Annotated in this window: 10 protein-coding genes; 8 read left to right on the top strand and 2 right to left on the bottom strand. The window is 51.3% G+C overall.

The features are described 5' to 3' along the window. Positions 1 to 532 precede the first annotated feature (532 nt). The 8 genes from purM to ilvA all read left to right on the top strand — a co-directional run bounded on the left by purM (position 533) and on the right by ilvA (position 10,933). Positions 533 to 1,573 (top strand): phosphoribosylformylglycinamidine cyclo-ligase, encoded by a 1,041-nt coding sequence (gene purM / locus A3842_RS22650; protein ID WP_074084248.1) that lies wholly within the window; start codon positions 533 to 535, stop codon positions 1,571 to 1,573. After that, entirely contained in the window at positions 1,573 to 2,187 is a 615-nt protein-coding gene (gene purN / locus A3842_RS22645) for a phosphoribosylglycinamide formyltransferase (RefSeq protein ID WP_178382394.1), read from the top strand. Before purM ends, purN begins: the two co-directional genes overlap by 1 nt. A gap of 315 nt (positions 2,188 to 2,502) precedes the next feature. After that, positions 2,503 to 4,050 (top strand): bifunctional phosphoribosylaminoimidazolecarboxamide formyltransferase/IMP cyclohydrolase, encoded by a 1,548-nt coding sequence (gene purH, locus A3842_RS22640; protein WP_074084250.1) that lies wholly within the window; start codon positions 2,503 to 2,505, stop codon positions 4,048 to 4,050. 22 nt (positions 4,051 to 4,072) lie between these two features. Beyond that, positions 4,073 to 5,338, top strand: a complete 1,266-nt coding sequence (purD, locus tag A3842_RS22635; RefSeq protein WP_074084251.1) for a phosphoribosylamine--glycine ligase — start codon at positions 4,073 to 4,075, stop codon at positions 5,336 to 5,338. Positions 5,339 to 5,611: 273 nt separating this feature from the next. Then, complete coding sequence (locus A3842_RS22630) at positions 5,612 to 6,925, top strand: SEC-C metal-binding domain-containing protein (RefSeq protein ID WP_074102815.1); 1,314 nt, start codon at positions 5,612 to 5,614, stop codon at positions 6,923 to 6,925. Positions 6,926 to 7,173: 248 nt separating this feature from the next. Continuing rightward, entirely contained in the window at positions 7,174 to 8,583 is a 1,410-nt protein-coding gene (locus A3842_RS22625; protein ID WP_074102814.1) for a helix-turn-helix domain-containing protein, read from the top strand. Between the two features lie 244 nt (positions 8,584 to 8,827). Beyond that, entirely contained in the window at positions 8,828 to 9,085 is a 258-nt protein-coding gene (locus A3842_RS22620; RefSeq protein ID WP_074084254.1) for an aspartyl-phosphate phosphatase Spo0E family protein, read from the top strand. Between the two features lie 585 nt (positions 9,086 to 9,670). Further along, entirely contained in the window at positions 9,671 to 10,933 is a 1,263-nt protein-coding gene (gene ilvA / locus A3842_RS22615) for a threonine ammonia-lyase IlvA (RefSeq protein ID WP_074084255.1), read from the top strand. Between the two features lie 76 nt (positions 10,934 to 11,009). Here ilvA and A3842_RS31615 read toward each other — a convergent pair whose 3' ends face one another. Next, the gene (locus A3842_RS31615; protein ID WP_083609693.1) at positions 11,010 to 11,969 is read right to left on the bottom strand and encodes a hypothetical protein; all 960 of its coding nucleotides are present in this window, start codon (positions 11,967 to 11,969) and stop codon (positions 11,010 to 11,012) included. 42 nt (positions 11,970 to 12,011) lie between these two features. Beyond that, positions 12,012 to 12,674, bottom strand: a complete 663-nt coding sequence (locus tag A3842_RS22605; protein ID WP_074102813.1) for a DUF1129 family protein — start codon at positions 12,672 to 12,674, stop codon at positions 12,012 to 12,014. Between the last annotated feature and the right edge of the window lie 78 nt (positions 12,675 to 12,752).

Below are 12,752 nucleotides of genomic sequence, written 5' to 3'. Positions count from 1 at the left end.
GTGGGTGCGGGTGCCCGCTTTGTCCTGCGGACACGCTTAACGGCGTACCGCGCCCTGGCGTCATGCTGCCTCGCCGGGCCTAGGAGCTCAAGCCCCCGTCCTGTTTGCTTCGCAAAAGCGGGGGTGCTCTCGCCCGAGGAGCGCACGGCTTCGCCTCGTGCGGCAACACCAAAGGCTCAAGCCCCCGTCCTGTTTGCTTCGCAAAAGCGGGGGTGCTCTCGCTAAAGGAGGCGCTTGGCTTCGCCAAGAGCGCCGACTGACTGCCCTGTGCAAGCCGCGTAAGTTCGGCTTGCGGCCGGGTTTGAACCCGGTGGTTGGAGTGATGGAGAGGAAGTTTGGAACTGGAGAAGCGTAGCGCTTGCCTTTATGGGTGGATTTCTACCGCGAAGAGCGGTTCAAATCAAGAAATCCAACCATAACAGCAATCGGAAGTCCAAACATTCCTTGTAATCACGATAATAACCACCCCAGCTTCAAATCCCTGCCGCCCCGACCACACGCGCTCTAAACTAATTCAAATGAGGTGTACCAAGTGTCAGAAGCTTACAAAAACGCCGGAGTGGATATTGCGGCTGGCAATGAAGCGGTTGAACGCATGAAAAAGCATGTGAAGCGCACGTACCGTCCGGAAGTTATGACGGAGCTGGGCGGCTTCGGAGCGCTCTTTGGTCTCAATAAAGACAAGTATGAAGAGCCGGTGCTCGTATCGGGAACCGATGGGGTGGGCACGAAGCTCAAAATTGCTTTCGCGGCCGACCGCCACGACACGATTGGTATTGATGCCGTAGCCATGTGTGTGAATGATATTGTAGTACAGGGTGCAGAGCCGTTGTTCTTCCTCGATTACCTGGCCTGCGACAAGGTGGTGCCGGAGAAGATCGAGGCCATTGTTGCCGGGATCGCTGAAGGCTGCCATCAGGCAGGCTGTGCGCTAATCGGCGGCGAGACTGCGGAGATGCCGGGTATGTATTCAGCAGGCGAATATGATATCGCCGGATTCACGGTGGGTGTGGCGGATAAGGCCAAGCTGGTAACAGGTGCGGACATTGCGCCTGGAGATACAGTCATTGGTCTGGCTTCAAGTGGGGTGCACAGCAACGGGTTCTCGCTGGTGCGTAAGCTTTTGCTGGAGGAAGACGGCTATGAACTGAGCGCTGTGGTTCCAGAGCTGGGCGCTCCGCTGGTAGATGTGCTGCTTGCACCTACCAAGATCTATGTGAAGCCGTTGCTGGCACTGCTGGAGCAGCTTCCGGTCAAAGGTATGGCGCATATTACCGGAGGCGGGTTCATTGAGAATATTCCGCGCGTACTGCCGGACCATGTGAATGTAGACATCAACTACGGCTCCTGGCCGATATTGCCGATTTTCGGGTTGATGCAGAAGAAGGGCAATGTGAGCAACCGCGATATGTTCACCACCTTTAATATGGGTGTAGGTCTGGTGATGGTTGTAGCTGAAGCTGATGGGGAGCGTGCACTGGAGCTGCTGAAGGCTGCCGGGGAAGAAGCTTACCGGATTGGTACAGTAACGCAAGGGGATCGCATCGTTACCTTTACGGGAGCTGAAGTCTGATGCAGTGGAGCCGGATCGCTGTCTTTGCCTCTGGGCAGGGCAGCAATTTTGCCGCACTGGCAGAGGCGGAGCGGGCAGGACTGCTTGGAGGAGGCCGTATTGAGCTGCTTGTGTCCGACAAGCCGGAAGCACCTGTGGCGAAGCGGGCAGAGGAGGCGGGTATTCCCTCCCTCCTGCTGCGGCCGAAGGATTTTGCAAGCCGTGAGCTATATGAGGCCGAGATTGTAGCTGAACTGAAGCGCCGGGATATCGGTCTGATTGTGCTGGCCGGATACATGCGGCTGATTACCCCGGTTTTGCTTGAACCTTATGGAGGACGGATTATTAACATTCATCCTTCGCTTTTGCCTGCGTTTGCCGGTAAGGACGCTATTGGCCAGGCTCTGGAGTATGGCGTCAAGCTGACCGGAGTCACCGTGCATTTTGTCGATGGAGGGATGGACACCGGTCCGGTTATTGCCCAGCGCAGTGTGGTCGTCAATGCTGGCGACACGCCGGAATCGCTGGCAGAACGCATCCATAAAATCGAATATGAGCTGTATCCCGAGGTTGTGCGTGCATTGGCTGAGGGGAAGGTTACGCTGGAGGGCAGACAGACCATTATCCGCAGATAGCATATTGGTCCGGGATGTGTCCTAGAGGCAGCTTCATAAGCGCATGAATCGACTTTCTCAGACGAGCCTGACCTGTTCTGATATTTCTCGGGAAATATTGCACAAGCGGGGAGCAGATGTCGAGCAGCAGGAGGGTTATGTGCGAATATTGTTGTGCGGATAGAAATCCATACATTCCCTGCAGTTACGACCAGAACCCATTGGGATTATCTAAAGTTCAACTAATAAAGCTAAGGCCAATTTTCACATAGCAGTGCTTCAGTACCGATTCACCTGTAACTAAATTCAGCATCATCCGGAGGGGGACTATTCAAAGTGAGTATCAAAAGAGCGCTGGTCAGCGTATCGGACAAACAGGGCATCGTGGATTTTTGCCGCGAGTTGTCTGCATTGGGCGTAGAAATCATCTCCACAGGCGGCACTAGCACCCTTTTGGCCAAAGAAGGCGTACCGGTCATCGGCATTTCTGATGTGACGGGCTTTCCGGAAATTATGGATGGACGTGTTAAAACACTGCATCCGGCTGTACACAGCGGCCTTCTGGCGGTTCGTGACAACGAGGAGCATACGCGTCAGATGCAGGAGCTGGGTCTGGACTACATCGATCTGGTCGTGGTAAATCTCTATCCGTTCGCGGAGACGATTGCCAAACCGGATGTGTCCTACGAGGAAGCGATCGAGAACATCGATATCGGCGGACCGACGATGCTGCGTTCGGCGGCGAAGAACCATGCCTTTGTCAGTGTGGTAGTGGATGCAGCTGATTATGCTACCGTGCTTGAGGAAGTACGCGCAGGCGGAGATACGACTCTCGAGACCCGCAAACGTCTTGCGGCAAAAGTGTTCCGCCACACGGCGGCTTACGATGCCCTGATTTCCGATTATCTGGCGAATGTGACCGGTGAACCGCTGCCGGAGCGCTATACGGTAACCTACGAGAAGATTCAGGATCTGCGTTACGGGGAGAATCCGCATCAGAAGGCTGCCTTCTACCGCAAACCTCTGGCTGCCCAGGATACACTCACGGCTGCCGAGCAGCTTCACGGCAAAGAGCTCTCCTACAACAATATCAATGATGCCAACGCGGCTCTGCAGATTGTGAAGGAGTTCGAAGAGCCGGCTGTTGTGGCAGTGAAGCACATGAATCCTTGCGGCGTAGGCGTAGGGGCAAGCGTATATGAGGCTTATCAAAAAGCCTATAATGCCGATCCAACCTCCATCTTTGGCGGGATTGTAGCCGCGAACCGGATTATTGATGCCGATACGGCCAATATGCTGAAGGATATTTTTCTGGAAATCGTGCTGGCCCCGGGCTTTACCGACGAAGCGCTGGAAATTCTCACGAAGAAAAAGAACATCCGGCTGCTCAAACTCGGCAATCTCAGCACGGCTGCAGCGCGCAAATCGAGCTTTGTGGTGACCTCTATTGAAGGTGGCATGGTCGTTCAGGAGAGCGATGTGCATTCCGTCAATCCTGAGGAGTTGCAGGTAGTGACTACCCGCAAGCCAACAGATGAAGAATTGAAGCAGCTGCTGTTCGGCTGGAAGGTCGTTAAGCATGTGAAGTCTAACGCGATTGTGCTGGCGGCAGATGATATGACAGTCGGCGTAGGCGCAGGCCAAATGAACCGTGTCGGTGCAGCGAAGATTGCCATCGAGCAGGCCGGGGAGAAAGCCAAAGGCTCCATATTAGCATCCGATGCCTTTTTCCCGATGGGCGATACGCTGGAAATGGCAGCAAAAGCAGGGATAACCGCAGTCATTCAACCAGGCGGTTCCATCAAGGACGAGGAGTCCATCAAGGTTGCTAACGAATATGGTATTGCCATGGTCTTCACCGGCGTTCGCCATTTCAAACACTAGAACGCTGGGAGGACTCATTTCAATGGATATTTTAGTAGTGGGCGGGGGCGGCCGGGAGCATGCTATCATCTGGAGCCTGTCCCGCAGTCCCAAAGCCGGCAAAATCTACTGTGCACCCGGCAACGCCGGGATTGCACAGCTTGCGGAATGTGTACCGATCGACGTGTTCGAGTTCGATAAGCTGACCGCTTTTGCCAAGGACAAGAACATTGACTATGTGGTTATCGGACCGGATGATCCGCTTGCTGCTGGCATAGTCGATGCATTTGAAGCCGAAGATATTCCTGTATTCGGCCCACGCAAGAATGCGGCAGAAATTGAAGGCAGCAAGACCTTTATGAAGGACCTCCTGCATAAATACAGTATTCCTACCGCAGCCTATGAGAAGTTCAGCGATTATGAGGCTGCACTCGCCTATTTACGCAGCCAGGGCCTGCCGATTGTCATTAAAGCGGACGGGCTGGCGGCTGGAAAGGGCGTAACCGTGGCCTATTCCCGTGAAGAAGCGGAGCTTGCCTTGCAGGATATTATGGTGACCATGGTGTTTGGGGAAGCCGGTGCACAGGTGGTCATTGAGGAGTTTCTGGCCGGGCAGGAAATGTCGATTCTTGCCTTTGTTGATGGAGAAACTGTGCGTCCGATGGCTGCTGCACAGGACCACAAGCCTGCATTTGACGATGACAAAGGTCCCAATACAGGCGGAATGGGTACCTATTCACCTCTGCCGCATATTGACGAGGCCATTATTCAGGAAGCCGTGGAAACGATTATCAAGCCGACTGCGCGGGCAATGGTAGCGGAAGGCCGCCCATTCAGCGGCGTCTTGTTCGCCGGTCTGATGATCTCTCCGGAGGGCAAACCGAAGACCATTGAATTTAACGCACGCTTTGGCGATCCCGAGACACAGGTCGTGCTTCCAAGATTAAAGAGTGATCTGCTGGAGATCCTCCTTGCTGTAACCGAGGGAAGACTCGCAGATATCGAGATTGAATGGAGCGAGGAAGCCGCGGTATGTGTAGTCTTGGCTTCCGAAGGATACCCGGGCCCTTATCCAAAAGGAGTGCCGATTTCAGGACTCGGGGACCGCGCCAATGAGCTGGTTTTTCATGCCGGTACTGCGCGTACGGAAGATGGGACATGGGTGACCAATGGCGGACGGGTGCTGGGCGTCGTTGGCATGGGAGCCAGCATTGCCGAAGCGCGTTCAGCAGCATATGCCAGTGCGGCAAAGATTTCATTTCCCGGAATGCACAGCCGCACCGACATCGCTATGAAGGCATTGGTCTGAGGACAAAGAACTGTATTAGAGAACCCTTTTACGCTATTAGTCCTAAAAAAGGACTGACAAGTGATAGAAGAAGTGCTATAATACAACTCGTACGGGGGAAAAATGTGCGGATATATACAGATAAAGGGTCTTTCCTTTCAGGAAAGGCCTTTTTTAAATCATTAGAAATGCAAGTCATATAGAATGCCTCGTGCCCGGAAATGATACCTGTAGTGCTAAAGCAGCAATACGCTCATGCGAATGGTTAGTTACAGATTTAAGGGGGAATTACTTTTGAGTAAGGTTGGAAGAAATGACTTGTGCCCATGCGGAAGCGGGAAAAAATATAAGAGATGCTGCCTGGACAAGGAATCCTCTGCAGTAGAATCCATATTGCGGCTGGTAACAACGGGGGAAGCGGCCGCGCAAGAGGCTGCAGCCTCGCTGCCGGAAATGGAAGAGGCAGTCCAGGAAACCGCAATTCGGCCTGAGAACAAGCTTACCCTGACCAAGCTGAAGAAGATGGTGGCTCGTGAACTGAAATGGGAGCACCCGGCTCACGAACAGCTGGCTTTGCAGCTTATCGAGAGTATGAGAAATCAATACGAGCGGGAGCTGATTTTTGAAGCTCTGGTGCTATGGAACGGGTATTCCCGCCAGACCAGACCTGCTGTAAAGAAGACAGGCTCCTTCTGTGCGGCAATTGAGTATCTGCTGTCTGAGGAGTACGGCTTCAATATTACGCAGGCGGATCTCGCCGATAAATATGAGGTCACAACGGCTACAATTTCTCGCAAGGTCAAAGAAATGCTTAACTATATCGAGGAGTATGGCATGGGCGGCGAGGCGGATGAGCTTTTGGCAATGAACGGTCCGGGCACACCCAAGGATAAAGCCCAGGCTCTGCTGTACAAAGCCATGGAAGCAACGTCCTCCAAACGGAGAATACAGCTGGCGCAGGCTGCGCTGGACCTGTATCCAGACAGCTCAGACGCCTATCTGATCCTGGCTGAAGAATCGGAGAATGAACAAGATGCACGGGCTCATCTCAAAGCGGGGATCGCTGCAGGTGAACGAGAGCTGGGTGAACTCTTTTTTGAGAAGAATAAGGGGCACTTCTGGGGTCTTCATGAGACCCGCCCGTACATCCGGATTTGTAAAAGCTACGCTGAATCCTGCTGGTTTGGCGGAAATGCCAAAGAAGCAGCGCAAATTCTGGAGCATATTCTAGAGCTGAATACGGAAGATAATACCGGTGCGCGCTATCTGCTTGCTGCCGTATACCTGTACAGCAACCAGTTGGAGCAGGCTGAGCAGGTGCTGGAGAAGTACGGCAAGGATGATGCTGCTGCCGCTTATGCCTATGACCGCATCATTCTGGAATACAAGAAGAACGGAATCACCTCCCAGCTCAAAATGCTCTACCGCGTGGCACGGGGTGTGAACAAGCATGTGCCCGATTATCTGCTGGGTGTGAAGCGGCTGCCGCATAACCTTCCTGATTTTGTCGGAATGGGTGATTCCAATGAAGCGATCGAATATGTCATTATGCACTCCCGTCTATGGGCGAGCGTACCTGATCTGCTAAAGTGGATGTTGAAGCAGTAGGGATGAACACTGAAATACAAATCACAGCCGGATCCGGCTGTGATTTTTTGTGCTTTTATGTAAAAATTCCACGCGAAAAATGGCGCATTATATAACATAATGCAGAAAAAAGAAGAATGCAAAAAAAAGAATTGACCTGACGGAGAAATGTGGTTATATTTGCAATATATTAGTAAATATTATCAAATGTTAGCGAAGTTACATCGGGAAATTTCGCCATTGTGAAGCGGGTCTAAGGGGTGTTTTTTTTGAACCATGCAACCACGATTCGCACCGAGCTGGAGCGTTTTATCGAACGTGAGGCTCTGAGCTTCAGCCAATTGGGAAGGCTTGCGGGGCTTAATGCAGGTACCGTGAGTTCTATTCTAAAGGGTAACCGGATTATGGGCGTGGATCAGCTGGACCGTATGACTGCTGTCCTCGGCTTGCCCAAAGGACATTTTTACGAGCAGTATATTCAGGAGTGTATGGTTGAAGCCGTACCCAACTGGCGAAGAGTCAGACCCTTTCTCTATCGTTGTGCAGAGTTGGACAAGCTCGATTGCATCAAGCGGATTCTGCCGCTGCTCCTGGACAATCTGACCTATTCCCCTTTGTTGTTTGAGACAGCTGAGGAATTCTTCGTGGAAGGCAGGCGCGCCGCAGCAGTCTTGATCTATGAGAGCGTTGCCCTCAGTGAGAGGAGGCAGCATTCCGAACGCCTGGCCTTTTGCCAGTATCGCCTGTTTACACTTCGGCTAAGCGATAATCAGGAGGACAACCTCCAGTGTGCGCTCCAGTTTGAGCCTTTTGTAGACCGGCTTGACGAAATCGATCAGCTTGATGCGCTACGGGATCTGGCGAATACCTACCGTTCGCTCAGGCGTTGGGACAAAGTGGAACCGATAGCCGAGGAGATGGAACGGCTGGCAAGAATCCAGCTTTTTACGATACCACAGCCGGCGAGGGCGAAACGGGAGCAGCCTAAGAAACCTAAGAAACCGATGTTTGTATATCTGGCCTTCTCTTATCTGCTTCGCGGGAGCGTCTGCGATTCCAGGAACGATTATGAGCAGGGAATCCAATACACATACGCCTATGAAGACTTGAGCTGGGTCAAAGAAACCGATGAGGACACCCTGCATTGGCTGAAACTGTATAAAGGATGGGCACAGGCCAACATCTACGTATCCAAGCTGATGCGCGGGGATGAAAGTGTACTAGCTGATTATGTTTTCTATATTGAACAGAACAAGGATGAGCTTCTGGTCGGCTTATTAAATATTACAGAGGCGGCCAATCTGTTTGATCTCAATGTGGATCACATCCTGCAGTATTTTAATTCTGAAATCAACGGCTACATGCAGATAAAATATCAAGAGGCTGTGGGTGTATATACGAAGCAAGTGGTCTCTGAGCAGCACGCCCGTTTTCTATACGGAGTGGCCCTGTACTATCTGAAACAAAGCCTATACCAGATAGGTTTTGAATACTTATTGTCTAGTCTGTTCACGTCATCTCTCATCAACAACGAAACCCGTATTCTCGCCTGTGTGAGGTTATTTGAGAGATATAGAGCATTTGCACCCCATGAAATACAACATAGATATCAGAACCTATTAAAAGAGGAGGAAGAAGAACATGAAAAGAAAATTGGCATCTCTATTGGTCGTAGCTAGTTTTGCCCTGGTGCTTGTTGTTCCAATTCATTCGGGTACCTCACATTCCTTCGTCATTATGTCCGATAATCATGGGGGTTAATCTATTACTATAGTTCTGGAGTAGACGATATTGCTCGAAAAAAGACCATTCCTTGGCAAGTCCTTGGCTGGTCTTTTTTCAATTCTTCCAAAAATTATCTGAAAAAATTTTCACCCCGAAAAAGACATAGCCCTCTAAAATACTAAAAGAGGAGGGATAGAAGTGAGAGAACAGGACTGTTTGAAACAAACTTTGGAACAAGCCCGGCGAGATTTGAACAATCTGCAATACAAGTACGATCTGGATCATCCGGCTGTGCTTCATCAATCGATGGTACTCGACGAACTGATTAATCAATACACCCGAAGCAACGTCGCCCAAGTGAAAAAAAGATCAGGTGCAGCCGGCAGCAGGCTGGCAGCCGAAGAGCTATGGCCAACGCGTGCACAGCTGTATCGGACCGCAAACTCCGCATCCTAAAAGGGAGCGTGGAAGCACTCTACGCATTATACCGCCTTCGCAGTTATTCTCTCTATCAGATGCACCAGCATACTTGGACATGCTCGAATGGAACAGCAGGTCGTTTACGCCGCAGGCTATTATTTGGAGAAAAAGCAATACAATGCCTGCGGTGGTACAACGCCTCTGTTATAACCCCACCTTAATTTTTTCTCCACAACCTCCCTCTTAATTAATTGTGTCAGCCTTCCTAATATAAAACCTAACATAAATGGGCTTATATTCTTGTGTAATCCAATAAACCGGCTTCGATTTGGGCGTTTACAAAGGTAAACGCTTGTTAAGTTATGCTCTTTTGGAGTGAAACGGTAAAGGGATAATCAGCGTCAAGATCCGCGAACGGCTTCAGCCCGCTGAGAGTGTAGAGCAGATTACGCAGGCGTTGCCGAGATGGAAGAGATCAAGCACAGCCCGGCGAACCTGCTGCACACGGTATCCAGATTCAAAGTGTACTAACCCGGAGAGGACAATGCTTGAAAAAATGTCCCCGGAAGAGTATGTTACAAGAAGCAAATTGATAAGTTAGAGACAGTGAGGCGAGGGAAAATGAGAGAAGGCGAAGACCGGATCGTAGGAATGGAAGATATTGTGCGTGCGCATCATGTGCTGCGGGAGGTTATCGTCCGCACCCCTTTGCAGTTGGATACGGTGCTGTCGGCCAGATACGGCTGTAATGTGTATTTGAAACGTGAGGATCTGCAGATTGTCCGCTCCTTCAAGATCCGGGGTGCCTATAATATGATCCGCAGCTTGTCTGCAGAGGATAGAGCCAAGGGCATTGTCTGTGCAAGCGCGGGGAACCATGCGCAGGGTGTAGCCTACTCCTGCAAGGCTCTGGGCATTAAAGGGAAGATATATATGCCAACCACCACTCCTAATCAAAAGATTAAGCAGGTCCGGAAGTTCGGCGGCGAGTATGTTGAGGTCATTCTAAAGGGCGACACCTTCGATGATGCTTATGATGAGGCGCTGCAGGCATGCATTGATCATAGTATGACACTGATTCATCCGTTCGATGAACCGCGGATTATCGCCGGAAACGGTACGATTGCGATGGAGGTTATGGAGAGCCTGGACAAGCCCGCTGACTTTGTGTTTGTTACCATTGGCGGAGGCGGCCTGGCAGCGGGTGTTGCCACCTATGTGAAGACGGTGAGCCCTTCTACAAAGGTTATTGGCGTTGAGCCTTCCGGCGCGGCCTCGATGAGCGAAGCGCTGAAGCGCGGAGAAGTGATCACCCTGGAAGAGATTAATAAATTTGTCGATGGAGCTGCCGTGAAACGAGTGGGCGGATTGACTTATGATATCTGCTCCCGCCGCCTTGACGATGTGGTTAAGGTGCCGGAGGGCAAGGCTTGTACGACCATTCTGGAGCTGTACAACGAGAATGCGATTGTTGTGGAGCCTGCAGGCTCGCTGCCCATCGCGGCGCTTGATCTGTACCGCGACCAAATCCGCGGCAAAACGGTGGTCTGTATCATCAGCGGCGGGAACAATGATATTGACCGGATGCAGGAGATCAAGGAACGGTCGCTGATCTATGAAGGTCTTAAGCATTATTTCATGGTTAACTTTCCGCAGCGCGCCGGTGCCCTGCGCGAGTTCCTCGCTGAGGTGCTTGGACCCGGAGATGATATCACACGTTTCGAATATACGAAGAAGAATGAAAAGGAGAACGGTCCGGCGCTGGTCGGAATTGAGCTTCAGCATAAAGAGGATTACACCCCGCTCATTGAACGGATGAAGCAAAAAGGTGTGGATTATCTGGAAATCAATAAGGATCCCAACTTATTTAATATGCTGATCTAATCCTCTATCCATTGCATACAGACGAAAAAGGCCCGTCCCAGTAAGTTATGGGGCGGGCCTTCTATATTATGGGGATTTAAGACTGAGGTACCTCAGTCTTCAGATAATCAGTAACACCATCATCCAGCTTATAGCCATTCTCTTTCAGCAGCTTCATGAAGCCCTCCAGTTTCAGGAGAAAAGGGCTGCTGCCATTGCTCTTGGAGAGAATGCTGCTGTATGCCTTCTGTGCCTCCAGGTCCATCTCCAGATTGTCATAATGGAAAAGAGGGGTATTGTTTTGTCCATAAAAGGTATTGATTACATATTGGGAATATAAGGCCTTCACCGCCGTAATACGGTTCGATTTGGGGTGGCTCTGGATGAACTCCTCCTGGGCCAGCGCCCGGGCGGCAACATCCCCCCAGGAAATAACCAGTCCGTTATCTTTGGAGGAGGGCAGGTCTGCTTCCGTAGCCATAATGGAAATATAATCACGGATGTCATTCGTAACGTAAACTTTATATTTGCGGTAAGCCGCATAATCAATCACCGGAAAAAAGGAGCCTTCAGCCGTCTCCAGCTTATAGCCGCTTTCCCCTGCACTTTTCAGCAGGTCCCGCAACGAAGCATCCTGGGTGGTCTCGGCCAGCTTGGTCATGCTGATGCCTGCTTTGTAGACTGAGGTCAGCTTCCGCTGAACACTGCTGCTGCTGAATTTGCTCTCCCAGGTATTCATGGCAGCCTTATGAAGATTCTCCAGCTTCAGGGTCAATACGGTTGCCTGATAAGGGCTGACCGCATAGATATTGCTGTTCAGGAACCGGACTGCCTCCGGAAGTCTGGCGGAAGAGGCCAGCATCGGGAGAGCCGCCTTGTATACCGCTTCAGCATGACTGCTGCCCGCTTCAGCGGTCACCTTGCTTCCAGGGGCAGGGGCGGAAGCTCCGGCGGTTCCGGTAGCTGCACCCTCTGCCAGAACATGTCCGTTAATCCCTGCAGGCAGTCCCAGAACAGCAGTTATAGCGGCGGATAGAAGAATTGTTTTCATTTTCATGGACGTTTCCCCCTGTTTGAGTTGAACTTGGAACCCTGACATCTATGATCTGAAAAATACTACCTTTAACCCAAGCCCCCCGGCCACAGCGAGAACCAGACTTACCCAAGGGGAGATAGAAATGACCGGAAACAGGTTGTCAAGAAACACACCGAGGAATACTACTAGAATAGCAATGCCTACATAAATTCCGAGTGCCTTGATATCGAATGCCTTGGGCTTTGGCGCATCATCCTCGGATAAGGAGGACATCCATCTCATGATCATCTCCATAAGGACAATAGCCCCCGCACCTACGACAAGAATTGTAAATATACTGATCCGGCCGAACAGGCCCGCTTCCCCTGTACTCCATAACAGGAGCAGGCCAGCGATGGCATACACACTGAACAGCCCTGTCAGTGCGGCACAGGAAATCATCAGGTAGTGGTTCAGCTTGCTGCGCACTTTGGGGATAGAGGCGCTGCCGGTAATCTCTTTGAAATAGTCCTCAGGATGCTCGCCAAAAATCTGTTTGGCATTTTTACCTTTACCCTGCCCCTCCAGCAGAAGCGCTGCCGCCTCCAGCAGCAGCTCCTCGGTTCGGACCGGGTCTACTTTGCTGGCACGGAGCGCCAGCAGCATATCTTCATAATAAGAGCGGTTGAAGGGTGTCATCTGCTCACGCAGTACATTATTTTGCTTAATCATTGCTTTGACTTTCATAGTAAAAATATAAACCTCCAGTGGTGGGTCTAAATAGGTCTTTAACCTAGAGTATACGTTTGGGTGGCGGTTGTGTGC

This window comes from Paenibacillus sp. P3E, from assembly GCF_001909045.1.
Taxonomy (GTDB): Bacteria; Bacillota; Bacilli; order Paenibacillales; family Paenibacillaceae; genus Paenibacillus_AQ; species Paenibacillus_AQ helianthi.
The sequence above is the reverse complement of the archived record's forward strand: the minus strand, read 5'-3'. Positions and strand labels throughout refer to the sequence as shown.

Coding starts and splice junctions, on each gene's coding strand:
- purN (WP_178382394.1), top strand. CDS start 1,573: ATGCAGTGGAGCCGGATCGCTGTCTTTGCCTCTGGGCAGGGCAGCAAT.
- A3842_RS31615 (WP_083609693.1), bottom strand. CDS start 11,969: ATGAAAATGAAAACAATTCTTCTATCCGCCGCTATAACTGCTGTTCTG.
- ilvA (WP_074084255.1), top strand. CDS start 9,671: ATGAGAGAAGGCGAAGACCGGATCGTAGGAATGGAAGATATTGTGCGT.
- purD (WP_074084251.1), top strand. CDS start 4,073: ATGGATATTTTAGTAGTGGGCGGGGGCGGCCGGGAGCATGCTATCATC.
- A3842_RS22605 (WP_074102813.1), bottom strand. CDS start 12,674: ATGAAAGTCAAAGCAATGATTAAGCAAAATAATGTACTGCGTGAGCAG.